Source organism: Sanguibacter massiliensis, assembly GCF_900240335.1.
Lineage (GTDB): Bacteria > Actinomycetota > Actinomycetes > Actinomycetales > Cellulomonadaceae > Flavimobilis > Flavimobilis massiliensis.
In genome coordinates this window covers 2,168,649-2,193,753 of sequence record NZ_LT964979.1, presented here as the reverse complement: position 1 = coordinate 2,193,753, position 25,105 = coordinate 2,168,649, and the positions used below count along the sequence as shown (strand labels likewise).

At 73.0% G+C, this 25,105-nt stretch carries 29 protein-coding genes; 12 read left to right on the top strand and 17 right to left on the bottom strand.

What is annotated here, in order from left to right:
- Positions 1 to 55: 55 nt before the first annotated feature.
- Positions 56 to 730, top strand: a complete 675-nt coding sequence (locus C1729_RS10215; RefSeq protein WP_242493789.1) for an IMPACT family protein — start codon at positions 56 to 58, stop codon at positions 728 to 730.
- A gap of 173 nt (positions 731 to 903) precedes the next feature.
- Here C1729_RS10215 and C1729_RS10210 read toward each other — a convergent pair whose 3' ends face one another.
- The gene (locus C1729_RS10210; RefSeq protein ID WP_102509846.1) at positions 904 to 1,212 is read right to left on the bottom strand and encodes a hypothetical protein; all 309 of its coding nucleotides are present in this window, start codon (positions 1,210 to 1,212) and stop codon (positions 904 to 906) included.
- A gap of 67 nt (positions 1,213 to 1,279) precedes the next feature.
- Here C1729_RS10210 and C1729_RS10205 point away from each other — a divergent pair, with 67 nt between their 5' ends.
- From C1729_RS10205 to C1729_RS10185, 4 genes are all read left to right on the top strand, one after another.
- Entirely contained in the window at positions 1,280 to 1,975 is a 696-nt protein-coding gene (locus tag C1729_RS10205) for an AzlC family ABC transporter permease (RefSeq protein WP_102509845.1), read from the top strand.
- Positions 1,968 to 2,294 carry a branched-chain amino acid transporter permease gene (locus C1729_RS10200; RefSeq protein ID WP_102509844.1) on the top strand — a complete coding sequence of 109 codons (327 nt, stop codon included), beginning with the start codon at positions 1,968 to 1,970 and terminating at the stop codon, positions 2,292 to 2,294. The genes C1729_RS10205 and C1729_RS10200 overlap by 8 nt, the downstream gene beginning before the upstream one ends.
- 340 nt (positions 2,295 to 2,634) lie before the next feature.
- A complete protein-coding gene (locus C1729_RS10190; RefSeq protein ID WP_102509843.1) occupies positions 2,635 to 4,173 on the top strand; it encodes an MDR family MFS transporter in 1,539 nt (512 codons plus the stop codon).
- Between the two features lie 126 nt (positions 4,174 to 4,299).
- Entirely contained in the window at positions 4,300 to 5,076 is a 777-nt protein-coding gene (locus C1729_RS10185) for a VOC family protein (protein ID WP_102509842.1), read from the top strand.
- Positions 5,077 to 5,089: 13 nt separating this feature from the next.
- On the opposite strand, the gene C1729_RS10180 is transcribed toward C1729_RS10185, so the two are convergent.
- From C1729_RS10180 to C1729_RS10170, 3 genes are read right to left on the bottom strand one after another with little or no spacing between them, the layout of a single operon-like run.
- Positions 5,090 to 6,109: an asparaginase gene (locus C1729_RS10180; protein ID WP_102509841.1), complete on the bottom strand. Its 1,020-nt coding sequence runs from the start codon at positions 6,107 to 6,109 to the stop codon at positions 5,090 to 5,092.
- Positions 6,110 to 6,133: 24 nt separating this feature from the next.
- Positions 6,134 to 8,632, bottom strand: coding sequence for a glycoside hydrolase family 31 protein (locus tag C1729_RS10175; protein WP_102509840.1), 2,499 nt, complete (start codon positions 8,630 to 8,632; stop codon positions 6,134 to 6,136).
- A 32-nt stretch (positions 8,633 to 8,664) separates the two neighbouring features.
- Positions 8,665 to 9,519, bottom strand: a complete 855-nt coding sequence (locus C1729_RS10170; RefSeq protein ID WP_129590726.1) for a hypothetical protein — start codon at positions 9,517 to 9,519, stop codon at positions 8,665 to 8,667.
- Positions 9,520 to 10,074: 555 nt separating this feature from the next.
- Between C1729_RS10170 and C1729_RS10165 the strand changes: the two genes are divergently transcribed.
- From C1729_RS10165 to C1729_RS10155, 3 genes are all read left to right on the top strand, one after another.
- The gene (locus C1729_RS10165) at positions 10,075 to 10,614 is read left to right on the top strand and encodes a GNAT family N-acetyltransferase (RefSeq protein WP_102509838.1); all 540 of its coding nucleotides are present in this window, start codon (positions 10,075 to 10,077) and stop codon (positions 10,612 to 10,614) included.
- A gap of 151 nt (positions 10,615 to 10,765) precedes the next feature.
- The gene (locus C1729_RS10160; RefSeq protein ID WP_102509837.1) at positions 10,766 to 12,037 is read left to right on the top strand and encodes a M18 family aminopeptidase; all 1,272 of its coding nucleotides are present in this window, start codon (positions 10,766 to 10,768) and stop codon (positions 12,035 to 12,037) included.
- A gap of 122 nt (positions 12,038 to 12,159) precedes the next feature.
- A complete protein-coding gene (locus tag C1729_RS10155) occupies positions 12,160 to 12,798 on the top strand; it encodes a M15 family metallopeptidase (protein WP_102509836.1) in 639 nt (212 codons plus the stop codon).
- Positions 12,799 to 12,814: 16 nt separating this feature from the next.
- On the opposite strand, the gene C1729_RS10150 is transcribed toward C1729_RS10155, so the two are convergent.
- The 3 genes from C1729_RS10150 to C1729_RS10140 form a co-directional block, all read right to left on the bottom strand.
- A complete protein-coding gene (locus tag C1729_RS10150) occupies positions 12,815 to 13,216 on the bottom strand; it encodes an NUDIX hydrolase (RefSeq protein ID WP_207204602.1) in 402 nt (133 codons plus the stop codon).
- Positions 13,217 to 13,309: 93 nt separating this feature from the next.
- Positions 13,310 to 13,513, bottom strand: a complete 204-nt coding sequence (locus C1729_RS10145) for a hypothetical protein (protein ID WP_102509835.1) — start codon at positions 13,511 to 13,513, stop codon at positions 13,310 to 13,312.
- Between the two features lie 123 nt (positions 13,514 to 13,636).
- On the bottom strand, positions 13,637 to 13,813 hold the full coding sequence (locus C1729_RS10140; protein ID WP_102509834.1) for a CsbD family protein: 177 nt from the start codon (positions 13,811 to 13,813) through the stop codon (positions 13,637 to 13,639).
- A gap of 183 nt (positions 13,814 to 13,996) precedes the next feature.
- Between C1729_RS10140 and C1729_RS10135 the strand changes: the two genes are divergently transcribed.
- Positions 13,997 to 14,359 carry a DUF952 domain-containing protein gene (locus C1729_RS10135; RefSeq protein ID WP_102509833.1) on the top strand — a complete coding sequence of 121 codons (363 nt, stop codon included), beginning with the start codon at positions 13,997 to 13,999 and terminating at the stop codon, positions 14,357 to 14,359.
- A gap of 90 nt (positions 14,360 to 14,449) precedes the next feature.
- Positions 14,450 to 14,776: a hypothetical protein gene (locus tag C1729_RS10130; protein WP_102509832.1), complete on the top strand. Its 327-nt coding sequence runs from the start codon at positions 14,450 to 14,452 to the stop codon at positions 14,774 to 14,776.
- A 185-nt stretch (positions 14,777 to 14,961) separates the two neighbouring features.
- Here the strand turns inward: C1729_RS10130 and C1729_RS10125 are convergent, their stop codons facing one another.
- Both C1729_RS10125 and C1729_RS10120 read right to left on the bottom strand, forming a co-directional pair.
- Positions 14,962 to 15,456, bottom strand: a complete 495-nt coding sequence (locus tag C1729_RS10125; RefSeq protein WP_102509831.1) for a GNAT family N-acetyltransferase — start codon at positions 15,454 to 15,456, stop codon at positions 14,962 to 14,964.
- Positions 15,453 to 16,097 carry a 1-acyl-sn-glycerol-3-phosphate acyltransferase gene (locus tag C1729_RS10120; protein ID WP_102510636.1) on the bottom strand — a complete coding sequence of 215 codons (645 nt, stop codon included), beginning with the start codon at positions 16,095 to 16,097 and terminating at the stop codon, positions 15,453 to 15,455. Before C1729_RS10120 ends, C1729_RS10125 begins: the two co-directional genes overlap by 4 nt.
- 105 nt (positions 16,098 to 16,202) lie before the next feature.
- On the opposite strand from C1729_RS10120, the gene C1729_RS10115 reads away from it, so the two are divergent.
- Positions 16,203 to 16,529, top strand: a complete 327-nt coding sequence (locus C1729_RS10115; protein ID WP_102509830.1) for a hypothetical protein — start codon at positions 16,203 to 16,205, stop codon at positions 16,527 to 16,529.
- 9 nt (positions 16,530 to 16,538) lie between these two features.
- Here the strand turns inward: C1729_RS10115 and C1729_RS10110 are convergent, their stop codons facing one another.
- The gene (locus tag C1729_RS10110) at positions 16,539 to 18,278 is read right to left on the bottom strand and encodes an endonuclease/exonuclease/phosphatase family protein (protein ID WP_165375480.1); all 1,740 of its coding nucleotides are present in this window, start codon (positions 18,276 to 18,278) and stop codon (positions 16,539 to 16,541) included.
- A gap of 515 nt (positions 18,279 to 18,793) precedes the next feature.
- On the opposite strand from C1729_RS10110, the gene C1729_RS14635 reads away from it, so the two are divergent.
- Positions 18,794 to 18,934: a hypothetical protein gene (locus C1729_RS14635; RefSeq protein ID WP_165375479.1), complete on the top strand. Its 141-nt coding sequence runs from the start codon at positions 18,794 to 18,796 to the stop codon at positions 18,932 to 18,934.
- Positions 18,935 to 19,066: 132 nt separating this feature from the next.
- Here the strand turns inward: C1729_RS14635 and C1729_RS10105 are convergent, their stop codons facing one another.
- From C1729_RS10105 to C1729_RS10080, 7 genes are all read right to left on the bottom strand, one after another.
- A complete protein-coding gene (locus C1729_RS10105) occupies positions 19,067 to 20,059 on the bottom strand; it encodes a bile acid:sodium symporter family protein (RefSeq protein ID WP_102509828.1) in 993 nt (330 codons plus the stop codon).
- Between the two features lie 254 nt (positions 20,060 to 20,313).
- Positions 20,314 to 22,332: an FtsX-like permease family protein gene (locus C1729_RS10100; RefSeq protein ID WP_129590725.1), complete on the bottom strand. Its 2,019-nt coding sequence runs from the start codon at positions 22,330 to 22,332 to the stop codon at positions 20,314 to 20,316.
- Entirely contained in the window at positions 22,332 to 22,466 is a 135-nt protein-coding gene (locus tag C1729_RS15215) for a hypothetical protein (protein WP_277985813.1), read from the bottom strand. Before C1729_RS15215 ends, C1729_RS10100 begins: the two co-directional genes overlap by 1 nt.
- Complete coding sequence (locus tag C1729_RS10095; protein WP_102509826.1) at positions 22,463 to 23,155, bottom strand: ABC transporter ATP-binding protein; 693 nt, start codon at positions 23,153 to 23,155, stop codon at positions 22,463 to 22,465. The genes C1729_RS15215 and C1729_RS10095 overlap by 4 nt, the downstream gene beginning before the upstream one ends.
- Positions 23,152 to 23,712, bottom strand: a complete 561-nt coding sequence (locus C1729_RS10090; protein ID WP_102509825.1) for a PadR family transcriptional regulator — start codon at positions 23,710 to 23,712, stop codon at positions 23,152 to 23,154. Before C1729_RS10090 ends, C1729_RS10095 begins: the two co-directional genes overlap by 4 nt.
- Before the next feature lie 157 nt (positions 23,713 to 23,869).
- Positions 23,870 to 24,685: a macro domain-containing protein gene (locus C1729_RS10085; protein WP_102509824.1), complete on the bottom strand. Its 816-nt coding sequence runs from the start codon at positions 24,683 to 24,685 to the stop codon at positions 23,870 to 23,872.
- On the bottom strand, positions 24,682 to 25,104 hold the full coding sequence (locus tag C1729_RS10080) for a winged helix-turn-helix transcriptional regulator (protein ID WP_102509823.1): 423 nt from the start codon (positions 25,102 to 25,104) through the stop codon (positions 24,682 to 24,684). Before C1729_RS10080 ends, C1729_RS10085 begins: the two co-directional genes overlap by 4 nt.
- Position 25,105: the final 1 nt, after the last annotated feature.

The following is a 25,105-nucleotide window of genomic DNA, read 5'->3' as shown; positions in this document are numbered from 1 at the left end:
TTCCCTGTCGGCGACGCCCCGGACCCCGGCCGGCCGGGCTGGGAGGATGGACGATGTGAGCAACGCCGACGATCCCGCCAGGCGCGCTGCCGCGCTGCCGTCGACAGTCGCCGGCACGACGCTCGACGAGCTCGTCATCAAGAAGTCGCGGTTCCTCACGCGCATCGTCCACGTCACGACCGTTGAGGACGCCGACGCCGTCGTCGCTGCGGCCCGCAAGGAACTCTGGGACGCCCGCCACCACTGCGTCGCAATGGTCCTCGGCACGCACGCCGACCAGCAGCGGTCGACAGACGACGGTGAGCCCTCCGGCACCGCGGGTGTCCCCATGCTCGAGGTGCTGCGGCACCGCGGGCTCACGGACGTCGTCGCCGTCGTCACCCGCTACTTCGGTGGCGTCCTGCTCGGGGCAGGCGGGCTCGTCCGCGCCTACTCGGGTGCGGTCGCGCAGGCGCTCGACCTCGCGCCGCTCGTGCGCAGGTCCGTGCTCGTCGAGCTCCTCGTCGCCGTGCCGTTCGCCGACGCGGGCCGAGTCGAGCACGTCCTGCGGACCTGGGTCGCCGCGCACGACAGCGTGCTCGACGACGTGTCCTACGGCGCCGACGCGTCGTTCACGGTGCTCGTGCCGCCGCACCTGCGCACAACCTTCGACGCCGACCTCGCCGCAACGACCGCTGGCAGCGTCGAGGCGATCGAGCTCGGCACCCGCATCGCCAGCATCCCGGCGTAACCCCGGCCCCTTCCCCTCTCCCCTCGCCCCGCCCCGCCCCCTGTCGACGAATCCGCGCGGATGGTCGCTGGGAGCAGCCATCTGCGCGGATTCTTGGGGCTCAGGTGAGGACGACGCGGGTCACGGCGACACGCTCCGTCGGCCGACGCGCACCGGGACGCCGGCCATGCCCCTCACCACACGTCCGGGCGCCGCACCACCTGATGGAACCGCGAGCCCCACCGCCGCAGCACGTCGACGCCCAGCACCTGCGCGACAAGGTTCGTCCGCGCCCGCGTGAGCTCGGCGACGCGGAACGCCTCGTCGTCGTCGTCCGCCGTGAACCGCACCGTCACGCGCGGCAGCCCCCGCACGATTCCGACGTCCCACGCCTCAACATCCGTGAGCTCACGCGCGCCGTCGACCGCAGCCGGCAGCACGTCCTCCGGGACGCGGCCGACGCGCATGTCACCGATCGGCAGGACGACGCGATACGTGGGCACGGCCCCAGCCTAGGCGCGCCCCCGGACAGCCCGAGGGCACGCCACCTCGGCGACGTAGCGTGGGAGCGTGCCCGCCGAGTCCCGCCCCACCTACCCCGCGTGGCGCGCCGCCCTCAGCGACACCGCACCCGTCGGGTTCGGGCTCGTGCCGCTCGGCCTCGCGTTCGGGGTCCTCATGGTGCAGTCCGGCTTCGCCTGGTGGTGGACGCCCGTCTTCTCGTTCCTCGTCTACGCCGGGTCGCTCGAGTTCCTCATGATCGGGCTCGTCCTCGCCGTCACCCCCCTCGCGACGATCGCCCTCACGACGTTCCTCGTGAACTTCCGGCACGTCTTCTACGCGCTGTCGTTCCCCCTCCACGTCGTCCACGGGCCGCTGCGCCGTCTCTACGCGATGTACGCGCTCACCGACGAGACCTACGCCGTCGTCGCGACCCGCGCACCGGGCGCACTCACCGGCGCGCGCATCCTTTGGATCCAGGTGCTCTGCCAGGCTTACTGGGTGGGCGGCGGCATCCTCGGTGCGCTCGTCGGCACGCTCCTGCCCGACGTTCCCGGCCTTGACTTCGCGCTCACCGCGCTCTTCACCGTGCTCGCGATCGACGCCTTCCGCGCCCAGCGCGACGTGCCCGCGCCCCTGCTCGCCGTCGGCTGCGCGATCGTCGCCCAGCTCGTCGCGCCCGGGCAGATGCTTGTCGTCGCGATGACCGGGTTCGTCGCGCTGCTCGTCGGGCGGTACCTGCTCACGGAGGCGCGGCATGCCTGAGACCGGGTACCTCCTCGCCGCGCTCCTCACGACGCTCGTCGTGACGTTCGCGCTGCGGGCCGCGCCGTTCCTCGTCGTCGAGCGGCTGCGCGAGTCACGCATCGTCGGCTGGCTCGGCGCGCGCATGCCCGTCGGGATCATGGTGATCCTCGTCGTCTACACGCTGCGCGACACGTCGTTCGCGGCCGCGCCGCACGGTCTGCCGGAAGCGATCGCGCTCGCCGTCACCGTCGGGCTGCACGTGTGGCGACGCAACGCGCTGCTGAGCATCGTCGGCGGGACGCTCCTCTACGCAGGGCTCCTCGCGCTGCTCGCCTGAGCGCCGCCCCTCAGCGTTCCGAGAGCCGATCCGACCACGTCCGGGTGCGGGCGAGCCCCGGCGCATGCCTGCGCGATCGTCGCCCGCGGGGCAGCCGTAGGGCTGCGACGGGTCGCAGTAGTGGTCGTACACCGCTGTGTTGAGCTCGGTGACGTCCTTGAGGCCGACGTCCCACGGCATAGAAATGTCGGGGGCGGGAAATAACCTTGGCCCACCCCGGGTTGAGGTGAGGCAATGACGGGTGCCCTCATGACGACGACGGCCCCTCCCCGCCCCCTCCACCGGGGCGCCCCGTGCCTCGGCGCACCCCGCCCGAACCCTGACGATCGAAGGACCACCCGTGCGCAGCACTCCCTCGACCCCGCACGACGAGGCCGACGCGCCCGCGACGTCGCTCGACGGCCTCGCCACCACCCCCGGGGCCGCGCGCGGCGCCGAGACACCGCGCAGCCAGGGCGTCATCTGGCTCCTGCTCGCCGCCACGTTCGTCGTCATCCTCAACGAGACGATCATGGGCGTCGCGATCCCCCACCTCATGACCGACCTCAGCATCGACGCGGTCGCCGCCCAGTGGCTGACGACCGCCTTCATGCTCACCATGGCGGTCGTCATCCCCGTGACGGGCTACCTGCTCGAGCGCTTCACGACGCGCACCCTCTTCATCGCGGCCATGTCGCTGTTCTCGACGGGGACGCTCGTCGCCGCCGTGTCGCTCGGATTCCCCATGCTGCTCGGCGCGCGCGTCGTCCAGGCGTCGGGAACCGCCATCATGATGCCGCTGCTCATGACGACGATCATGACGCTCGTCGAGCCCGAGCACCGCGGCCGCCTCATGGGTCGCATCTCGATCGTCATGTCCGTCGCGCCCGCGGTCGGCCCGACGATCTCGGGCCTCATCCTCAAGTACCTCACGTGGCGGTGGATGTTCATCCTCGTCCTGCCGATCGCCCTCGTCATGCTCGCGATCGGCGCACGGCACGTCACGAACGTCGGCGAGACCCGCAAGGCGCCGCTCGACCCCGTCTCCGTGGTCCTCGCGGCACTCGGCTTCGGCGGGCTCGTCTTCGGGCTCTCGCTCGTCGGCGGCGAGGGTGGCGGCGACACGGCCGCCGCGAACGCCGCGCACGGCCGCACCATGCTCGTCGCGCTCGCCGTCGGCGCCGTCGCGCTCATGACGTTCGTCGTCCGGCAGGTCCTGCGCCAGCGGACCGACTCCGCGCTGCTCGACCTGCGGACGTTCCGCTCGCGGAACTTCAGCGTGTCGATCGCACTCATGACCATGCTCATGGCGGTGCTCTTCGGCACGATCATCCTCTTGCCGCTGTTCATGCAGCGCGCCCTCGGCCTCGACACCCTCGCATCGGGTCTCGTGCTGCTGCCCGGCTCGCTGCTCATGGGTCTGTGCGGGCCGCTCGTCGGACGGCTCTACGACAAGCTCGGCCCGCGGCCGCTCGTCGTGCCCGGCGTGATGATCGTCTCCGGCGTCCTGTGGAGCCTCACGCAGGTGAGCGAGACGACCCAGACCGCGATGCTCATCGCGGCGCACGTCACCCTGTCGCTCGGCCTGGCGCTCACCTTCACGCCCCTGTTCACCTCGTCGCTCGGCTCGGTCGAGCCGCGCCTGTACTCGCACGGCTCCGCGACGCTCGGCACCGTCCAGCAGGTTGCGGGAGCGATCGGCACTGCCGTGTTCGTCACGCTCATGGCGTCAGGAGCGGCGACGCTCGTCGCCGACGGCGTGCCGGAGGCCACCGCGACGGCGGCTGGTGTGCGGGACGCGTTCCTCGTCGGGGCGATCGTCTCGCTCGGGGCCGTCGTGCTGTCGTTCTTCGTCACGCGGCCCGACGGTGAGGGGCCCGGAGGCGGCGTCGGGCACTGAGCTCCCGCTCCCGCGTCCTTCCCGCAATCCCACGACCGACGGGCCGAGGGGGGCGTCGGGCGGCGGCGCCCATGCGAGTCTCCGTCGCTGGTCGTAGCGTGAGAGGTCCCCGACGGAAGGACCACCATGAGCACGTCCGCCCTGCGACCCGGCGCCGTCGCCTGGATCGACATCTCGACGACCGACATCGAGGCCGTCCGTCCCTTCTACGAGTCCGTGCTCGGCTGGCGCATCGAGGACTCCGGCGAGGAGAACGGCCACTACCAGCTCGCGCACCTCGGCGACCGGCTCGTCGCCGGGCTCATGCCCGTCACCCCGGAGTCGGCACCGATGGCGCCGGGGACGCGCGACGCGTGGATCGTCTCGCTCGCCGTGCCCGACGTCGAGGCCGCGGCCGCCCGTGCACGCGCCGAGGGCGCGACGATCCACCACGAGCCCATGACGCTGCCCGACGGCGGCCGCTTTGCGTTCCTCTCCGACCCGACGGGTGTCGACCTCGGACTCATGGAGATCGCCGAGGGCTCCGTGCAGACGTTCGACGGCGACACGCCCGGCAGCCCCGCGTGGGCCGAGCTGTGGTCCGACGACTACCCGCGCGCCCGCGACTTCTACACCCGCGTTGTCGGCTGGGAGCTCAACGACGACATGGTCTCCGACACGTTCCGGTACGCGCGGCACATGATCGACGGCGAGCCCGCGGTCGCGCTCGCCGACGCGACGCTCGAGGAGTCGGTGGACGGCGGCCGCTGGCACGTGTACTTCAAGGTCGACGACGTCGACGCGGCCCTCGCCCGTGCCGAGGCCGCGGGCGGGAAGGCCGTCTCAGGTGTCGACGACACACCCTTCGGGCGCCTCGTCACGGTGACCGACCCGACGGGAGCAGTGTTCCGGCTCGTCCAGTAGAGGCGGGAGCCCGTCAGGCCTCCGCGTGGCGCGCGAACGCGTGCGCGAGCTCGCGACCCTGCAGTCCCGAGGCGAGAAGCAGCATGAGCAGGAGCCGGGCCTTCGTCGGCGAGAGGCTCCCGCCCGGCAGAAGACCGCGCTCGAGGAGGTCCACCTCACCGCCCTCGTAGCCGTATGTGTGCGTGAACACGGGTCCGGCGCCTGTCCGCGAGCACAGGACGACGGGCATGAGCGACGCGGTGAGCGCGACCGCGTCGACGGCCGCTGCCGGCACGTGACCCGCACCCATCGCGGCGAGCACGACGCCGTCGTAGCCGGCGTCCGCGAGCGCGGGCAGGATCGCCAGGTCGTCGCCGAGACCCGCCTCGACGATCGCGACGCGGGCCGGCGGCCCGTCGGGCACATCGAACGGTGGCAGCGGGCGCGGCGCCGCGCCGAGGCGGACGCGACCCTCCGCGACGATCCCGACGGGCCCGTACGGCTCGGATGTGAAGCCGTCGACGCGGAACGTCGACGCCTTCGTCACCCAGCGTGCCGCGTGCAACCGGTCGGCGAACGCGACGAGCACTCCCTTGCCACGCGCCTCGGCGCTCGCCGCGGCGCGGATCGCGGCGACGACGTTCGCCGCGCCGTCGGGCCCGGGCGCGGTGCGGTCGCGCATCGCGCCCGTGACGACGACGGGCACGTCGTCCGCAGCGCCCACGAGGTCGAGCGAGTACGCGGTCTCCTCGATCGTGTCGGTCCCCTGCGCGACGACGACTCCGTCGACCCCGTCGCCGTCCTCGACGAGCTCCGTGATGCGTGCGGCGAGCTCGCGCAGGTCCTCGACCGTGAGCGACGGTGACGGCACCATGCGCATCTCGACGGGAACGACCGTGATCCCGGGCAGGTAGCGCGCGACCTCGCGCACGAAGGTCGCGGCACCGGACACGGGGACGACGGCGCCGCCGCCCGCTTCAGGGCCCGGCGACGTGTCACCGTCGAGCGGCTCGGAGCTGATCGTGCCACCGAGCGTCACCAGTGCGATCCTCATGCACCCATCCTTCCGCGCCGCGCGTCAGCCGCGCGCCGTGAGGATCTCGACGAGCGCCGAGCGCAGCGCGGGATCGAGGCCGAGCGCCTCGAGGTGCCCGAGGCGCACGACGAGCGGGTGCCCTGACGTCGCGACGTCCATGACGCGGCTCTTGAGGTCGTACTCGATGCGGGCCGCATCGAGCAGCTCGAAGACGAGCCTGCCCGTGTCGTTGCCCGCGAGCGCGACCTCGCCGACCACGGGGTGGAGGGTGATCGTCAGACGGGCGCTGGCCGGGACGTCGGCGACGCGCACGGCGAGCCCGGTCGCGCCGGTCTCGCCGGGCAGTGGCGCGAACGCGTCGACGTGGACGTCGGACGGGTGCCCGTCGACGGTCGCGGACGCTGTGCCGCCCCACCCGAGGTCGACCGCTGGCAGGAGGACCGTCCACGTGCGGACGTCGGGCGCGGACGTGCGCGCGGCAGCGGCGTCACCGCGGGTCACGACCGGCTCGACCGTGAACGTGCCCGACGACTGCGTCCAGCGCAGCGGTGTGACGAGCGTCGGGACGTCGGTCGGGCCGCCAGGTCCGGGCACGGAGCCGTCGTCCTCGAGGAGATCGAACGCGCCATCCGCACCCGCAACGACGAGGACTTCGAGGTTGCTGGGCGCCTCGGCGCCGTTGACGGGGACGTGCGCGCCGTCGAGGGGGACGATCGCGCCGGGCCGGGCGAGCACCGGAATCGACGTGAGGTCGCGCCACAGAACGATCTCACGGCCGCCGTCGTAGACCGTGCCCGTGAGGACGTCGACCCACGTGCCGTAGGGCAGCCATGTGCGCACCGCGCCGCGGCCGAGGCGCCCGTCGGCGGGCTGCGTCACGGGCGCGACGAGCAGGCTCGTGCCGAAACGAAACTGGTTCGGCACCCGGTACGCCTCCGGCGCCTCCGGATGCTCCCAGTACATGGGCTCGACGAGCGGTGCACCCTGCGCGGCACGGTGGTTCATCGTGTGGAGGTACGGCACGAGGCGGTGACGCAGGCGTAGGAACGCCGTCTGCACCCGCTGCGCCTGAGGGCCGAACGCCCACGGCTCCTTGTGGGTGAACGGGTTGTTGCCCGAGTGCAGGCGCATGATCGGCGAGAGCACGCCGAGCTGCACCCAGCGGGTCGCGAGCTCGTCGTCCTTGACGCCGTGCATGTGCCCGCCGATGTCGTGGCTCCACCAGCCGTAGCCGATGTTCGACGCGGACGCCGTGAAGTACGGCTGGAAGTCGAGCGAGGCCCACGTGATCGCAGAGTCGCCGCTGAACCCGACCGGGTAGCGGTGCGAGCCCGGGCCCGCGTAGCGCGAGAAGGTTAGCGGCCGACGTTCGCGGCCCTCGCGCCGGTCGGCGTTGTCGAGGAAGTGGACGTGGTTGAGCATCCACAGCGGGTCGATGCCTGCGACGCGCGAGTGCGGCCCGGACTGCCAGTCGAGCCACCAGAAGTCGACGCCGTCGCGCTCGAGCCCGCGGTGAAGAACGTCGAGGTAGGCCTCGAGGAACGCCCGGTCGGTGACATCGAACTGGATCGGTGCCTCGTCGTCGGTGCTGCGTCCGAGGGCTGCGGCCATCGCAGGGTAGGCGTCCTCGAAGGCGCGCACGCCGTCCGCCGGGTGGACGTTGAGGGTGACGCGCAGCCCGTGCTCGTGGAGCCAGGCGACGAACGCGGCCGGGTCGGGGAAAAGGTCCCGGTTCCACGTGTAGCCCGTCCAGCCGGAGCCGAAGCGAGCCGGGACGTCGACGACGTGCCAGTCCATGTCGATGACGGACACCGAGAACGGGATGCCCTCGGTCGCGAAGCGTTCCATGAGCCCGCGGTAGCCGTCGGCTGTGTACGGGTAGTAGCGCGACCACCACGAGCCGAGCGCGAAGCGTGGGAGGAGCGGCGTCGGTCCTGAGACGCGGAAGAGGTCGCGCACGGCGCCGCGGTAGTCGTGGCCGTGGGCAAAGATGTAGAGGTCGCGCGCACCCTCAGGCCGTGGGGCGACCCACCCGTCGTCGGTGAGCAGGAGCGTCGACGAGTCGTCGAGCGCGATGACGCCGGTGTGGGAGACGACGCCGTCGTCGAGGTCGACGGCACCGTCGGCGGTGTCGAGGGTCCGTGCCGTGCCGGGGAGGCGGACGAGGCCCGCGGAGTTGCCGTCACGGTCCCATCGCGGCTGGTCGGGGCGCCACACCGACTGGTAGGCGGTGTGGCCGCCGAGAGCCTCGACGCTGAGGCCCGACGTCGTCAGCGGGCCCTTGTCGTACGTGAGTCGGAGCCGGGCCGTGGTGATCTCGACATGGGTGCCGGTGTCGTCGACCGTAAGCTCTGGCACGGGCAGGTCGCGATGGAGGGCGAAGGCCGAGGCGCGGTCCTCGAAGCGACCGCCGGGGGCGAGCTCGATGCGCACGAGGGCGTCCGTGAGGACAGTGATGCGCCACGTGTCGCCCGAGACGATCGCCTCCGGGCGTGCGACGGGGGTCGTGGGGAGATGACGGAGGCCAGTCTCGGGCTGCATGCTCCCATCCTCGCGCAGGGGTCGGCCCGGTGTCAGCGGAGCCCGAGGATGCGGTCGAGCGTGCGTCGACGCCGCTGGGTGCGCGCGAGGTGGTCGAGGAGCTCGCGGTCGCACGTATCGCCGAGGCGCCGTATGACCGACCAGCTGAAGGGGTTCCTGTGCAGCCGGTCTGCGTGCTCGAGGTCGAGCATCGTCTGTTCGGGGCACGTGACGAGCGCAGGCCCGAGGTCCGTCGGTCGCGTCTCGAGCGCAAGATTCTCGAGCGGTCGCTGCGAGAAGTTGATGCCGCCAGGGTGGTCGTCGAGCGGCAGTGCGCGTTGCGGCGACGGGACGGTGACGAACGCGACGTCGAGCAGCGGGAGCCAGATCCCGAGCAGACGCGCGGCCGACAGCCCCGAGAGGACAGCGGCCCCGTGACCGTGGATCGTCGACGCGACGGCGATCGCGGCAGCCTCGACCGTTGGGGGCCAGGGAACGGGATCGCCGGAGAACGGGTCAACGGGCCGGGATCCTGCCGCGGGCCGCGGATCCTCGTCGAGGACTCCTGCTTCGAGCATCTCGGCCGGGAACGGTCCGGGCCGGACCCTCGCGGTCTCGCGCACGTCATGTTCGGCGGTCGTCGTGGTCCGCGACTCTCGCGCACCGGTCGAGAGGGCTGCCCCGCCCGGGACGAGGCAGTAGGCACCGCGCGCCAGCCGGTGCAACCACCCGTCGCGGGCGAGCGCTGCGAGCACCGCGCTCGGTCGGACCGCGAACGGTGCGAGGTCGACCGCGCGAATCGTCTGGAACGGTGCAGCGGTCGCCAGCTCGAGCGCGATCCTCCCCACTGCAGAGGGCGCTGAGGGCTGCGTTACGGGATCAGCAGGCGTGGCAGACGTCGTGGTCACATTGACGAGGATGAGCCCTCCTGCGCGTCACGTCCGGTGGCGTCGGCAGTCTGTGGACGCCGTCGCCATCCCAGCGGGTTGTGGACACGGGCCGGCTCGGGGCTCGGAATCATGGTGTTGCAGAACTGCGCTTCACGCGCACTTTGGCATCTGAGACGCCAAAGTGCGCGTGGAGTGCGATGACGTCGATACCTACGTCCCGGAGAACGCAAGCCCGGTCAGGCGCGATCACCGCCCCGATCACGGCCCGCCGTTGGACGCACCCCGCAGCCACGTGGTCGGGTCCGGGCCCAGGCTGGGCGCAAGACTCCGGAGCGAGGGGCAGACGCGAAGCACTGGAGTGAAGCGCTCGGGCAGCAGAGCCGGAGCAGCAGGGCACGGGGCGGAGCAGCACGGCACGGAGGCGAGAGTTCAGGCAAGAGTGCGGCGCCACGAGGCGAGAGGACGGAGCCGAGCGGCAGGGTGCGGAGCCACGGGACAAGAGTGCCGAGCCGAGCGGAAGTGCGCGGAGCCACGGGGCGGGCCCTCGACCCAGGAGCCGCGTAGGGTTGACCGGTGATCGTGACTCTCCGCCCCTGGACCATCGACGACGCCCCCGCACTCATGGCGGCGCGCCACGGCGACCCGGAGCTCGACAAACAGTTCGGCGGGTCCGGGCCCGTCACACGCTCCGAGCACGCCGCGTTCATCGTCGCCGAGATGTGTGTGGATCCGACGTCCCAGGTGAGCCTCGCCATCGACGTCGACGGTCGCGCCCTCGGGAACGTCGGCGTCGGCGCGATCGAGATGCGTCACAACACCGGGTGGATGCACTACTGGGTGGCGGCCGAGGCCCGGGGTGCCGGGCTCGCGGCGCGCGCGTGCGCGAGCATTGCCCGGCACGCCTTCGACACGTTGGGCGTCCACAGGCTCGAGCTCGGGCACCGTGTCAACAACCCTGCGTCGTGCCGGGTCGCGCACCGCGCCGGGTTCGCTGCCGAGGGGATCGAGCGGCACAAGCTGCGCTACGGCACGGAGCGCTTCGACGTCGAGACGCACGCGCGCCTCGCGACGGACCCGGACCCGGACGTCGAGCTGCTGCCGATCCGTTTCTGACCCCGGAACGGCCCCGCGACTTGTAGGCCTGGAGCACCATCGAATGGTGCTCCGGACCTACGAGTCGGAGGAGCGGGACGCGCGGGGAGCGACAGGGGGAGGCGAAGCAAGGTCCGGGGTCGCGGCCGGCGGGCGGTGGGAGGATGGACTCATGCTCCTCGACGACCACATCGACGACTTCGCCTCGTTCATCTCCGCGTCCCCCTCCTCGTTCCACGCCGCCGCGGAGGTCGCGCGCCGTCTCGACGCCGCAGGCTTCACGCGCCTCGAGGAGGCCGACGAGTGGGCGCCCGACGCCCTCGACAAGGCCTACGTCGTCCGTGAAGGCGCGATCATCGCGTGGGTCCGCCCCGCCGACGCGACGCCGACGAGCCCCTTCCGCATCCTCGGCGCGCACACCGACTCCCCCGGCCTCAAGGCCAAGCCCGACCCGCGCGTCGACGCGCACGGCTGGAACCAGGTCGCCGTCGAGGTCTACGGGGGGCCGCTCCTCAACAGCTGGCTCGACCGCGAGCTCGAGCTCGCCGGCCGCCTCGTCACGCGCGACGGCACCGAGCACCTCGTGCGCACCGGCCCCTACCTGCGCCTGCCGCAGCTCGCGATCCACCTCGACCGGGCCGCCAACGACGGGCTCACGCTCGACAAGCAGCGTCACACGCAGCCGGTCTACGGCGTCGTCGGCGACGGCGACAGCACCGAGGGCGACATCCTCACGCACCTCGCCGCGCTCGCGGGCATCGACCCCGCGGACGTCGTCGGGCACGACCTCATCACCGTCGACACCGCGCCCCCGCAGCGTTTCGGCGCAGGATCAGGCCTCTTCGCCGCCCCGCGCATGGACAACCTCACGTCCGTGCACGCGGCGCTCGTCGCCCTGCTCGACGCGCCGGCCGACGCCCCGCACACGAGCGTCCTCGCGGCATTCGACCACGAGGAGATCGGCTCCGAGACCCGCTCGGGCGCATGCGGGCCCTTCCTCGAGGACGTGCTCGTGCGCCTCTCGGGCGGCACCGCGACCGAGCTGCGGCGCGCCTACGCCGCGTCGTGGCACGTCTCGAGCGACGTCGGGCACTCCGTCCACCCCAACTACGCCGAGCGTCACGACCCCACGCACCACCCCCTCGCGGGCCGCGGCCCGCTCCTCAAGGTCAACGCCAACCAGCGCTACGCGACCGACGGTCCCGGCGCGGCCCTCTGGGCGCGCTGCTGCGACGCCGCGGGCACGACGGCGCAGCCGTTCGTCTCGCACAACACGGTGCCGTGCGGCTCGACGACGGGCCCGCTCACCGCAACCCGCCTCGGCATCCGCACCGTCGACGTCGGTGCGCCGCTCCTGTCGATGCACTCGGCGCGCGAGCTCATCCACGTCCGCGACGTCGTCGCGCTCTCGGGCGCGATCAGCGCGTTCTTCGCGGGGGCCTGAGCGCTCGACCGTCGGCGGGCGGCGCACACCGTGTCCATTCGCCCCCGATCACTCATGAACGGCGGCCGCGGGCCGATGTGGAACGTGCCCGGGGACGTCATCCCGCGGCACGGAGGAACAGCATGAGCGGCATCGCGTCCGTCACCGCACGGATCAGCGAGATCACCGGGTACATCGACGCACTCGCCCAGGGACCTGCCGTCGGCGTGCTCGGCCTCGACACCGCGGCGACGCAGTCGACGACGGCCCCGAACGTCGGGGCTGGCACCGCGGCGACCGCGGGTGCCTTCGCACGCGCCCTCGCCCAGGTCGACGGATCCGCCCGCACCGAGGTCGCGGGCGGGCTCGCGGGGCTCGACGCGGACGGAGTCCCCACCGAGCTCAAGCGTTACGGCAACGGCACGATCCCGACCTCAGCACTCACAGAGATCTCCGGGTCGAACCACAAGCTCTGGGAACCCGCCGCCACCTCGTTCGAGGCGCTGCGCGCCGCCGCCAAGGCGGACGGCGTCGAGATCGGCATCACCGACTCCTACCGGACCTACGATACGCAGGTCGACCTCGTCCGCCGCAAGGGCCTCTACACTGAGGGCGGCCTCGCCGCGAAGCCGGGGACGTCCAACCACGGCTGGGGCATGGCGCTCGACCTCAGGCTCGACTCCGAGGCACAAGTCTGGATGCGGAAGAACGCTGGGAGCTTCGGGTTCGTCGAGGACGTACCGCGCGAGCCGTGGCACTGGGGATACCACCCCACGCACTGACCGCGACGAAGGCGTCTCAGCGGAGCCGCGGCACCACGTGGTCGCGCAGCAGCGGCGCGAGGTCCTCCCGCCCGGGCGCGGTTGCTGGGTCGAGCCACGCGAGCTCGGCGATCTCCGCCGCCGCGACCGGTAGCGCGTCGGCGGGCAGCGGCGCGAGGTAGACCGTCGAGTCGATCCGAGTGTTGGTCTCGTTCGCCGCGTCCGAGTCGAACGTGTCGAGAAGCTCGAGGTCGTCGACGCTCAGCACGAGGCCCACTTCCTCACGCACCTCGCGGACCGCGGCGGCCGACGCCGACTCGCCCGGCTCGAGCTTGCCGCCGACGAGCATGAACTTGCTCGTGCCGCGCTTGCGGACGGTGAGGATGTGCCCGGCAGGGTCACGGAAGCAGACGGCAGCGATGGTGAGGACGGTGGGCACCCGCCCAGGGTACGCCGCGGCCCTCCCGCCCCGGCGAGGGGCGGAAGGGCCACGGGCGTCGTGCGATGACGTCGTGGGGCGCCGCGCGGAGGCTCACCCCGCGTCGAAGCGCTCTTCGTCGTCGCCCGTGCTGTCGGCGACGTTGTGGTGGTCGGACTCGTCCGGCCCCGTGCCCGTGGTGCCGGCAGGCTCGGTGATCTCGTCCATGCTCTCTGTCGGGCGGCCGTCGGCCCGGACGGGCTCCGGCTCGCGCTGGTCCTCGCCAGGGGCGGTGTCGTCCTCGGTGCGTCGGTGCATGATGGCTCCTCACGTCGAACGGTGCGGGCCCGGGCGCGGGACGTGCATCCCTCGCCCGGGCCCCTGGTCGTGCGGCCCTGCGGCTGCGTCGTCGTGCCGACGCGTGCGGGCGCAGCGGACGTCTCAGTCGCGCTTGAACGCGTCCTTGACCTTCTCCCCGGCCTGCTTGAGATCCGCAACGACACGGTCCTTTGTGCCCTCGGCCTCGAGCCCCTTGTCACCGGTTGCGCGGCCGGCGGCGGCCTTGATGTCGCCCTCGACGCCCTGAGCGGCGTTCTTCATCTTGTCGTCGGTACCCATGGTTCCTCCTTCAACGATGGTGCGTGCGAACACTCCCACCGTAGGCACGGCCTCGTGCCCTTGCATCCGGAGACGGGGGTGCAACGCAGCGTGGCCCGCCCGTGCGGTGCGGGCCGCGCGCACCCGGGCGTGGCTTATTTCCCTGTCGGCAGGAGCCAGGCCCGGGTGTGACAGAATGCCCGGATGTCGCTCTTCCACATCGCCGAGATCCAGGACTGGCAATCTGCGCAGGAGTCGGGCGCGTACGTGCGCTCGACGCGGGGCGCGTCGCTCGCGGAGGTCGGGTTCGTCCACTGCTCGCTGCGCGACCAGGTAGGGCGCGTCGGGACGTTCATCTATGCCGACGGAGGCGCGGGCGAGCTCGTCGTCCTCGAGCTCGACGACGCGCGCGTCGCGGCGTCGGGCGCGGATGTGCGGCTCGAGGACGGCGGGACGGGCGAGCTGTTCCCGCACGTGTACGGGCCGCTCGACCCCGCATGGGTCGTCGAGGTGCACCCGGTGCGTGCCGGGGGCGGGTCGTTCTTCTGGGGCGCTGAGGCGGGTTGAGCCTGCGCGTCGTGACCGAGACGCGACGTGACGTGACTCACTACCAATGAGTGCTTGACCTTTTCTTGACGCGGGAGCACTCTTGTTCCCATGTTCACCACGACGATCTCCGCAGCGCGCACGGCCGACCCGGTCCGCACGACCGGCCGGGCGCGTCGTCCCGCGCACGCTCCGCTCCGCGTCGCGCTCGCGACGGTTCACGTCCTCGACGGCGGCGCCCCCCACGGGGCGCTCACCGGACAGGCACGTCACGCGCTCGAGCAGCACGCCGGGCTCACGTCCGCGCAGCGCCTCGACCTCTGCTTTCCGACGGCCCTGCCCCGCGCCTACACGCAGGCCCAGGCCCGCCGCCTCGCCGACGCCCTCACGGCGGCCGGCGCGACCGTCGCCCTCACCGACACGACGTCCCCGGTCTGACCCGACCCCGGCCAACGCTCCCAAGGAACCCGTGCCGGGCGGCTCGCCTCAGCCCGAGCCCCGGCTCGCCCTTCCCGACGGATTGATGGGTCCCGACCGTTCGATGGTCGGGACCCATCAATCCGTCGGGAGAACACCGTGCCGGGCAGCGCCGGAGGCGGCGGGTCAGCGGACGGCGCGGCAGATCAGCGGACCAGGCGGACGTCGAGGATGTCGTCCCAGCGCGCAATCCGCTTGCTCGCGCCGTCGCGCCGGAACCCGTGACGCGCGTAGAACGCGAGCGCCCGACGGTTGAGGTCCGCCGTCCACAGGAACGCCGGCCGGTCGCCGAGCGCGGCCTCGAGCAGCAGATCGGCCAGCCCGGAGCCCTTGGCCTCCTCGAGCAGGTAGAGCATGCCGAGCTCGACGTCACGCGGCGCGTCGTCCTCGTGCGGCGTGCACGCGAGCACGAAGCCGACGAGCGTGCCGTCGGCCCACTCCGCGACGAACGCGCCGGGCGCGTCCGCCCCGCCGAGGATCGCCGTCCACATGCGCTCGTGCGCGGGGACGGACAGGTTCGCGAGCAGCTCGTCGGACAGCATGCCCGGGTACGTCTCGCGCCACGCGCGGACGTGGACGTCCGCGATCGCGGCCGCGTCCTGCGGACGCGCGCGCCGCACCGAGGCCGGGACGACGCTCACGCGTCGCTGCCCGACGTCGCGCCGTCGGCGTGCGCACCACCGTCGCCGGCCTCCCCCTTCGCGTCGAGCGCGTCCTCCTCACGCAGGCGCGGCTCCGTGCGGAGCGCAGGCCGCACGCCGTGCTTGTCCGCGTAGAACGCGCGCACGACGTCCATGTCCGCGCGCACGTCGCCCGACGGCGTGAACGTGAGGCCGAGGCCCGTCGTCCGTGTGGGGTTGTCGACGTAGCCGAGCGTGATCGGCAGGTTCGCCGCCGTCGCGATCCGCAGGAAGCCGGACTTCCAGTAACGGCCCTTGCCGCGCGTGCCCTCGGGAGTGACGACGAGGTAGAACCGCTCCCCCGCCTCGAGCCGCGCGACGACCGCGTCGACAAGACCCGCCGGGTTCGACCGATCGACAGGAATCCCGCCGAGCGCCCGCATGAGCCAGCCGAAAGGCCGCTTGAACAGCGACTTCTTGCCGAAGTACTTCACCGGGATCCCTAGGTCCCACGAGATCGCGAGCATGAGGATGAAGTCCCAGTTCGACGTGTGCGGTGCCCCGACGAGCACGCCGACGCCGTCTGTCGGCCGGGCCGTCGACCGGTGGTCGTAGCGACCGATCGCGAAAATGGCACGGGCGAGCAGGCGGCGGAACCTCATGACGCCAGAGCCTACGCGCCGCGGCGGCTGCGACACGTCCCCGCGGTTGTCCACAGATCTTCGTGCCGTGCTGCGCTGCGCGGTCGAACGGCACAGGCTTCGGGGATGACGTCGTTTCCGTCCGGTCCCGATCCCTTCCTGCCGCCGCCGGGTGTCGCACAGTCCCACGGCTTCCGGGCAGGACTGCCATCTCACCCGACGGCCGACCGCCCGGTCGCTCTCGCGCCCCTCGCCTGCCTCAACTTCGCGGCCGCCGTCTTCGTCACGTTCCCGCTCGTGCTGCCGCCCGACGTCATCCGGGAGGTGGCGACCCCGCTCCTCACCGCTGCGACAGCCCTCACGGTCGCAGCGATCGCACTTGCGCTCACGTACCCCCGCCGTCGCGCCGGTCGTCGCCGCCATCGCCACGCGACGGCGTCGCGCGCGAGCTGACGCTGAACGTCAGCGCGGCGCGAGCGAGATCTCGGCCAGTTGGAGGTTGTGGTCAGAACCCCGGAACCCCTCGTCGAAGGTGCCCTTCGACGTGAGGACGACCTGGTTGGTGTGCCGCGCGACGCCGCCCCCGCCGCGCACGAGGATGTGATCGATGCGCATCCCGGCAAACGGCACCACGGTGGGCCGGGACGGGTACCCGGACGAGCGCGAGTTCACCGTCGCCACGTTCATGTTGTCGCACCGCGGCGCGGACGCGCTCGAGACGTAGCCCGCGGCGAGGAACGTCTCGTGCGCGCCCTCCGGGAAGCGGAGGTCGTCGGAGTTGAGGTCTGCGAGGATGACGACCGGAGCCGCAGGACGCCCCTGGGAGCGGGCGAGGCTCCTGAGGAACAGGTCGAGGCCCCCGGCCGAGACGTCGCGCAGCACCTGGGTCGCCATGTCGTCGCCGTTCTTGAGGTGCGCGGAGGCCGCGTAGAACTCGCGCCCGGAGTCACGGTCGCGGAACAGCGCCCAGGTGGCGTAACGGTCGGGGTCGATGGCGCCAGTCGCATCGACCCACGGTGTCGTCGGGTCATAGGTCGCGGCCGCGTTCCGGAGTGACGTCAGGCCTGAGTCGAGGAGCTCGGTAGTCGCGGTGCGGTAGATGAGGTGGGCGCCGAGGGACCGCCGGGGCACGGTCGTGCGGATCGCGTCGATCTGCTCGGCGCTCGTCGCCCACGCGTACCCGTAGGGCGCGACGAGCCGCTCGACGTCCTGATACTGACGCACGCCCGGCTCGACGAAGGACATGTCGGTCTCCTGCAGACCGACGACGTCCGGCTTCCCCCTGGCGATCGCACGCGCGACGGCGAGGCGCCGGTCCGCCCAGCGACGACCGGGGATGTGCTGCGTGATCGACGGGAGCTGGACGTTGTACGTCGCAACCTTCGTCCGGTCGGCCGCGGTCCCACGCACGGCGGGCGAACCCGCATACGCCGCGACCGTTGCAGCGTGCGTCCACCGGTGCTCGCTGTTGTAGACGGTGACGCGGACGTAGACGGGGTTGCCGCTCGTCGAACCGATGCGGTTCCGCAAGCGGGCCGGGACCTTGACCACCATGGACGTCGTCCAAGCCGAGATCCCGTTGATCGTCACGCGTGCACCGCGGTCGGCGAGCGCGGCCTGCGTGGGTGCGATCGCCACGGTCACGGAGGTGGCGCGTGCGGGGCGGGTCCAGCTCACCCGGATCGAGTCGGCCCCTGCGGGCACAGCGCGGGCGACGACCCGGCTCGCTGCCTTGGACGACGTGCGGGTCGTGATCGCGCGCGAGGGGCGGGTGCGGACGCCGCGGTCCGCGGAGACCCGGACCTTGTACGTCGTGCTCTGGCGGAGGCCTGTGACCCGGATCGTCGTGCGAGACGTCGTGATCCTGCGGGTCTTCTTCGTGCCGGGATTCGTGCCGGTCGTGAGCTCGACAAGGTAGCGTGTGGCTCCCTTCGTCCGGCCCCAACGCAGGGTCGTCGTCGTACGTCCCGGGATGGCTCGGACGCGCGGTCCGGCGGGGAGTTTCGTCGTCGTCTTGCGCGACGGGCTCTTGGCGGCCTTCGTCGTCGCTCCGGTGATCGTGCCGCCGACGGATGTGCCGCTGACTGTCGCGCGGGAGGCTTCGGACGGGGCACTGGCCGTGGCAACCGGTGCGGGCGCCGTGAGCGCGGCGACGACGCCCAGCGCGATGACGAGGGCTGCCCGCCGTCGCCGTGGACGCATTTCACGCGGCGCACCAGCTCCCGCCGTATGCGCGGCACGGCCGTGACGTTCGTTCTGGCGCGTTCTTGCGCGCGGTTTCGCGTTCTCCCTGGAGCACTGCATCCGGAGCCATCCCCCTGTATCGACGTTCCGACCTGCCATCCTGCCGGACTGCACGGTGACATGTCACGACAGGGGAAGGTGTGTCCGTGCCGCGGCTCCGCGTCACCTCCGGCGCACTTCGCCGCTGGCGCGACGAGGCTCGTCGACCGGGTGCCGCCGGTCGGTCCGACCGAGATGAACGTGACGGAGGGTCTCAGTGAGCACCTGAATGCCGCGTCGGACCTTCGGGGGCTGGTTCCTGGCCTCCTCTCGCGCTAGCGTCGCCGCACGGACGACGCTCACCGGGCGGTTCGTCGCCCCGGGCGGCGGTCCGGCCCCCGGGCTTCACCGTCGTCGCGTGCACGGGGACCAGCGGCTGCGTCCTCGGCACCTGCACCTGGTCCCTCGAGACCGAACGCCGCGTCTCCGGCGTCGTGCGGACGACGACGGGCAGGCTCGTCACGGCCTTCCCCGTGAGGCCGCGCTCGACGTTCAAGGTCAAGGCCGTCTACGTGAGCAACTCGCAGCTGTCGGGGGCGACCTCGAGGACCACGACGGTCAAGGTGCGGCGCTAGGACGCGTCAGCCCCCGCCCCTGCCCGCTCCCCATCTCCCGCCCCACTCGTCGAGGAATCTGCGCGCATGGCTACTCCTGGCAGCCATACGCGCGGATTCTTGGGAGAGAGGTGAGTGGGGACGGGGAAGCCGTCAGTTCGTCCGGAGGGGCTCGGTGCGGGCGAGCCGGCGCGCGAGGACCGCGCACACCGTGAGCTGCAGCTGGTGGTACGCGATGACGGGCAGTGCGAGCCCGGCCGCGGCGGCGGGCGCGAAGAGCACGGTCGACATGGGCAGGCCCGTCGCGGCTGACTTCTTCGACCCGCACATGAGCAGCGCGATCTGCTCGGGCCGGGTGAGCCCGAGACGCCCGCCGCCCCACCACGTGAGGCCGAGCATGATCGCGAGCAGCACCGCACAGACGCCGAGCAGGGCCGCGAGGACGAGCGGCGTGACGTCGTCCCACGCGCCCGACGTCGAGGCCTCGGATACGGACGTGTAGACGACGAGGAGGATCGTCGCGCGGTCCGTGACGCGCGTGAGCCGCGGGTGCGCGCGCAGCCACGCGCCGACGAGCGGCTGCAGGAGCTGCCCGACGACGAACGGCGCGAGCAGCATCCCGAGCGCAGGCAGCAGCACCGACCCCGCGCCACCCGTCCCGCCCGCGCCGAGCAGCGCGATCGCAAGGAAGGGTGTGACGACGACGCCGAGGACGTTGGAGACGGTCGCGCCCGTGAGCGCCGCGGGCACGTCGCCGCGGGCCTCGCCCGTGAGGACGACCGACGACTGCACGGTCGACGGCAGGATCGACAGGTAGAGCAGCCCACGCCGCACGTCGGGCGGCAGGACCGCGTCCGGAACGAGCTGCACCGCGAGCCCGAGCAGCGGGAACACGCCGAACGTCGCGCCGAGCATCGACCCCTGGACGCGTCCGCGCCGCACGGCCCGCAGCAGCTCGCCCGACGGCATGCGCGCGCCGTACAGGAGGAAGAGGAGGACGACGGCTCCGTCGCGGACGCCGTCGAGCACGTCGCCGACCGCGCCACGCGCGGGCAGCAGGAGACCCAGGACGAGGAGCCCGAGGATCGACGCGGTGAGCGGGTCGACCCACCGCCGCCACGCCCGCGCACGCTCCGTGATTCCCACCCGCCGACCCTATCGACGCGGCCACGGGTCGCGCTGGCCCGGCGACGCCCCGCCCACCCGCAACTTTGTGCTCTACCCGCGGGTCTCGATCCGCGGGTAGAGCACAAAGTTGCGGGTAGCCGCCCTGCCGCGCGGCGCGGAGCCGCGCGGCGCGGAGCCGCGCGGCGCGGGGCAGGGCCGGGGCGGGAGCGGCGCAGGGCCGTGCGGGAGCGGGGCCGCGCCGTCCCCCAGCGCCGGCGCGGCCCGCCCGTTCCTCACTCCTCGCGGAGCAGCTCCGGGGTGAGGCGCGTCGTCGCCGCGGGCAGCGTGAGCACCGCAACGAGCACGACGACGATCCCGACGACCGCGAGCAGGAGCGGCATCCCGCCGCTCAGCACGGCGGCCGCCGTCCTGTGCGACCACGCGACCGCCCCGACGAGCGTGAGCCCGACCCCGACGGCGACGACGACCGCGGTCGCGAGCGGCAGGAGCACTTGCCAGGCCTGCGCCCCCACGAGGGTGCGCGCCGGCACCCCGACCGCGACGAGCCGGCCGACCGTACGTCGACGCTCACGCTGCCGGTCAATCGCCGCGAGCGCGATGCCGAGCGCGGCGATGCCGACGAACCATGTGGCGGCCGCGAGCAGCAGCGTCTGCTGCAGCCGGACGCTGTCGTAGGTCGAGCGTTCGACCGGCGACGTGACGAGGCCGAGCGCGGCCGCGTCGTCGGCGAGGGCCTCCCAGGCTTCGGGGCCGCCCTCGACGTAGACGGTCGCCGCCCCCGTCGGGGCGGTATCGGGGCCCAGCGCGGTGGTCGGCACGAAAACGCTGAAGGGGGCCAGGTCCCACCCGTTGCCGTAGGTGACCCCGCCCCACAGCGCGGCCGTCGCGAGGGCGTCGACGCGCAGGGGCGCCTCAGCGAGGGTCACGGGAACCTCGACGACCCGCCAGGCGTCGACGACTGTGACGAGCCGGATCGGTCCCGTGACGACGTCGTCGGTTCCCTGCCCGACGATCGTCGCGGCGACGTCGTCGCGGCAGCCCTCGACGCTGACCACCCTGCCGAGCTCGGCGCACGTCCCGACGAACGGGATGCCAGCGCCCTTCTTCCCGTCCCCGTCCGCGACCGTCCGCGAGTACATCGGCGCGACGGCGACGACGCCCGGCAGCGCACGGAGTGCCTCGAGATCCGCGGCGGTGACGTCACGCTCACGCACGCTGAGGGGCGGCGCGACGACGTCGTTGGGGATGTTCTCCTCGCCGTGATCGACGACCTCGCCCGTGACGTGCACCCCGACCGCCCCACCCTCGACCGCACGCTTCTCGAGACGGAACGTCGGGTCGCTGCTGAGGGTGCCGAGGTAGCCGGCGCCGCACGTCGCGAGCATGACGACGACCCCAACGCTCGCGACGATGCGGGACACGGACGTCGGCTCGGTCTGCACGCCGCGGCCCGCGAGCACCGCGGCGGTGCGGCGGCTGCGGACGAGCAGTGCCGCGCTCCACGCGGTGAGGAGCGCCGGCACGTACGCGGCGGCGACGGTGAGCAGGAGGACGCACGCCCCGACGGCAAGGCCGACGGGCACCGAGAAGCGTTCGACGTCAGCGAGCCGCACGACGCCACCGACGATCGAGCCGTCGTCGAGCGTCTTCACGGTGCCGGGCATGCCGAGCGCGACCCAGGCGGTGAGCAGCAGTCCCGCGCCGAGCGGGGCGAGCGCCCACGGCAGCGGCACGCGCCGGGTGCTCGTCGCGCGCTGCGCGAGCGGGTTGCCGGTGAGCCGCCGCGTCCCGGCGGTCGAGGCGAGCCCGGCGACGACGACGGGCACGCCGATGGCCGCGAGCGCTCCGACGACGGTGACGCGCAGCGGGGCGACGAGCAGGGCGTCGGGCACGAGGCCGTCGACGAGCGGGGCGAGAGCGGCCGCGAGCGCGGCGCCGACGAGCGCCCCGGCCCCGGCGAGCAGCGCGGCCTCGGTCGCGCCGACCGCGCGCGTGCGTGACGGTCCGAGGCCGAGCACGCGCAGCGATGCGAGGCGGCGGTCGCGCGTCGCGGCGGACAGGCGCCCGACGGTGACGAGGAGGATGACGAGGGGCATGAGCCCGACGGCGAGGGTGATGGCGAGCGCGAGCCACGACGCGGACGTCGACCCCGGCGGGAGCGCCGCGCGTGGCACGGCGAACGCGAGCGTGAGGACGAGCCCGCCGAGGACGTTGACGCCGACCTGCGCGGCGAGCCGGTACGTGCCGCCGGCGCGCGCGAGGCGCCAGGCGAGCGGGAGCAGCGTCGTCATCACTCGGCCCTCAGCAGCTCAGGCGTGAGCCGGACGCGCGCCGACGCGACGGCGACGGCGAGGACGCCTGCGCACGCGACGACGAGGCCGCCCGCGCGGGCCAGCCGCCACGAGAGAGCGAGGAGCGCGCTCACCGCGGCGTGGCCTCGAGAGAGGCGCCCGCGACGGTCCGGCCGTCGCGCACGAGGATGTCCCGGGAGGCGTACGACGCGACGCGGAGGTCGTGCGTGACGAGGACGACGGCGCTGCCCTGGTCGCGGGCAGCGTCGACGAACGCCTCGAGGACGAGCTCGCCCGTCACGGTGTCGAGGGCGCCCGTGGGCTCGTCGGCGAGGACGACAGGCGGCGTGTGGACGAGCGCGCGGGCGACCGCGGCGCGCTGCGCCTGCCCGCCCGACACCTCCGAGAGGCGACGGTCGGCCTCAGCGGCGACGTCGAGGCGATCGAGCATCTCGAGCGCCCGGGCCCGCGCTGGGCCGGCCTTCGTGCCCGTGAGGCGCAGGGGCAGCTCGACGTTCTCGACGACGGTGAGCTCGGGGACGAGCTCGCCGTGTTGGAAGACGAAGCCGAGCTGGCGCAGTCGCACGTCGGAGCGGCGTCGCTCGCTCAGCGCGTCGATGCGCTGCCCTGCGAGCTCGACGGTCCCCGCGTCCGGGCGGAGCAGACCCGCGAGCAGGTGGAGGAGCGTCGACTTCCCCGAGCCCGACGGGCCCATGAGCGCGACGATCTCGCCCGGCGCGACGGACACGCTCGCGTCGAGGAGCGCGGTCGTCGGGCCGAACGACTTGGCGAGGTGCGTGCCGGTGAGGACGGGGGTGGTCATCGGGTCTCCTCGGTGAGGGGCGCCAGGGGGTGGCTGCCGCCGCGGACCTCCGCGGCGAGCTGGTCGAGGCGGGCTCCGGCGAGCTCGATCCAGCGGAGGTCGGCGTCGAGGTGCGCGATCTCGTAGTCGCCCGCGAGCCGGTCGACGAGGTCGCCTGCGCGTCGGGCGGCGGTGAGCTCGCGCATGCGGGCGAGGTAGGCGGCGCGCTGGCCGTCGAGGACGTCGGTCGCGGACCGGCCGGCGACGAGTGCGAGGACGACCTTGGTGAAGAGCTCGGACGGGCGGCCCGACGGGAGGTGCGGCGTGGAGAGCCATGCGTCGAGCTCGCCGGCGCCGTCGGGCGTGATGGCGTAGACCTTGCGGTCGGCGCCCTCCCCCGCCTCGATGCCGACGCCGCCCGCGAGGCCGTCGCGCTCGAGGCGCGCGAGCGTCGAGTACACCTGGCCGTACTTGAGCTCGCGGCCCTGGCCGAGCAGCTCGTCGTAGCGGCGCTTGAGGGCGAAGCCGTGCGTGGGGCCGCCCTCGAGGAAGGCGAGAAGGGCCATGGGAACCGTCATGAGCAGAACAGTACACCGGGTGTATACCCTGAGTGAATACCGGTCCGCGGTCGCGCTCGGGAATGACCGCCGGGCTAGCCACCAGCGGGTTTGTGCCCTACCCGCAAGTTTGGACTTGCGGGTAGGGCACAAGCTTCCGGGTAGCCGGGCCGGCCCCCTACGACGCTCGCGCCGCGAGGACGTCCTCGTAGGTCTCGCGGGAAGCCGCCGAGTAGGCGACGAGCACGACGTGCATCCCCGCGTCCGGGTGCGCCGTCACCCACTCGAGCACCGAGGCGACCGCGACCGTCGCGGCCTCGTACGGCGGGTAGCCGAACGCGCCTGCGGAGATCGCCGGGAACGCGACCGACGCGTCACCTGCGCGACGCGCGGCCTCGAGGCACGCGAGGTAGCAGGACCGCAGCAGCGCGGCGTCCGTCGCCGTCGGCCCGCCCTCGTGGACGACGGGGCCGACGGTGTGGAGCACGTGCCGCGCCGGCAGGAGGTAGGCGCTCGTCACCTGCACGGAGCCCGTCGGCTCGGGGTGCCCTTGGGCCCCGACGAGGTCGGCGCACTCGGCCCTCAGGCCCGGGCCAGCCGCGGCGTGGATCGCGTTGTCGACGCACGCGTGCTCGGGCGTGAAGCAGCCGAGCATCGCGGAGTTCGCGGCGTTGACGACGGCGTCGACGCGCAGCGTCGTGAGGTCACCCTGCCAGAGGCTCACCGACGCGAGCGGCCCGTCGTCGGCGAGCCGCGGGAGCGTCGCCGCGTCCGTGACGGGGCGGGCTGCGGCCTCGCGCGCGAGCAGCGTGTCGAGCGCGTCGGCGACGTGCCCGGGCAGGGGTCGGGGCGGGCGCAGCGTGAGGAGCGCGGCGAGGTGCGCGCGCACCTCGCGCTCCTTCGCGCGCGGTCCGGGCGCCACGGGTGCGGGGCGGCCCCAGCCGCGCGCTTCGGCGTCGAAGAAGTCCGCGAGCTCGCGGACGTCGGGCGTCACGGCGCGCTCCGCTCGACGGCAGGCCCGACGTCGACGGGCACAGCAGGCGCAACGCCCGCCGGGAGCCCCGCGTCGTAGAGGTCGCGCGCGTCGACGACGGCGTCCATGTGGGTGACGGCCCAGCGGGAGAGCGCGGCGAGCGGCTCCGTGAGCGAGCGGCCGAGCTCGGTGAGCTCGTAGTCGACGCGCGGCGGGACGGTCGGGTGGACGGTGCGGTCGACGAGCCCGTCACGTTCGAGGGAGCGGAGGGTCTGGGTGAGCATCTTCTGGGAGATGCCGTCGACGGAACGTGCGAGCTCGCTGAAGCGTCGCGATCCGTCCGCGAGCGCGCCGACGAGGAGCACGGTCCAGCGGTCGCCGATGCGGTCGAGGAGCAGGCGTGACGGGCAGCCGTGCTCGTAGGGGTCCCACACCGACATG

Bases quoted from the DNA above. Each gene is read 5' to 3' on its own strand.
- C1729_RS10200 (WP_102509844.1), top strand. From the start codon at position 1,968: ATGCCTGAGACCGGGTACCTCCTCGCCGCGCTCCTCACGACGCTCGTC.
- C1729_RS10185 (WP_102509842.1), top strand. From the start codon at position 4,300: ATGAGCACGTCCGCCCTGCGACCCGGCGCCGTCGCCTGGATCGACATC.
- C1729_RS10180 (WP_102509841.1), bottom strand. From the start codon at position 6,109: ATGAGGATCGCACTGGTGACGCTCGGTGGCACGATCAGCTCCGAGCCG.
- C1729_RS10175 (WP_102509840.1), bottom strand. From the start codon at position 8,632: ATGCAGCCCGAGACTGGCCTCCGTCATCTCCCCACGACCCCCGTCGCA.
- C1729_RS10160 (WP_102509837.1), top strand. From the start codon at position 10,766: ATGCTCCTCGACGACCACATCGACGACTTCGCCTCGTTCATCTCCGCG.
- C1729_RS10155 (WP_102509836.1), top strand. From the start codon at position 12,160: ATGAGCGGCATCGCGTCCGTCACCGCACGGATCAGCGAGATCACCGGG.
- C1729_RS10145 (WP_102509835.1), bottom strand. From the start codon at position 13,513: ATGCACCGACGCACCGAGGACGACACCGCCCCTGGCGAGGACCAGCGC.
- C1729_RS10140 (WP_102509834.1), bottom strand. From the start codon at position 13,813: ATGGGTACCGACGACAAGATGAAGAACGCCGCTCAGGGCGTCGAGGGC.
- C1729_RS10135 (WP_102509833.1), top strand. From the start codon at position 13,997: ATGTCGCTCTTCCACATCGCCGAGATCCAGGACTGGCAATCTGCGCAG.
- C1729_RS10130 (WP_102509832.1), top strand. From the start codon at position 14,450: ATGTTCACCACGACGATCTCCGCAGCGCGCACGGCCGACCCGGTCCGC.
- C1729_RS10120 (WP_102510636.1), bottom strand. From the start codon at position 16,097: ATGAGGTTCCGCCGCCTGCTCGCCCGTGCCATTTTCGCGATCGGTCGC.
- C1729_RS10115 (WP_102509830.1), top strand. From the start codon at position 16,203: ATGACGTCGTTTCCGTCCGGTCCCGATCCCTTCCTGCCGCCGCCGGGT.
- C1729_RS10110 (WP_165375480.1), bottom strand. From the start codon at position 18,278: ATGCGTCCACGGCGACGGCGGGCAGCCCTCGTCATCGCGCTGGGCGTC.
- C1729_RS10100 (WP_129590725.1), bottom strand. From the start codon at position 22,332: ATGACGACGCTGCTCCCGCTCGCCTGGCGCCTCGCGCGCGCCGGCGGC.
- C1729_RS10095 (WP_102509826.1), bottom strand. From the start codon at position 23,155: ATGACCACCCCCGTCCTCACCGGCACGCACCTCGCCAAGTCGTTCGGC.
- C1729_RS10090 (WP_102509825.1), bottom strand. From the start codon at position 23,712: ATGACGGTTCCCATGGCCCTTCTCGCCTTCCTCGAGGGCGGCCCCACG.
- C1729_RS10080 (WP_102509823.1), bottom strand. From the start codon at position 25,104: ATGTCGGTGTGGGACCCCTACGAGCACGGCTGCCCGTCACGCCTGCTC.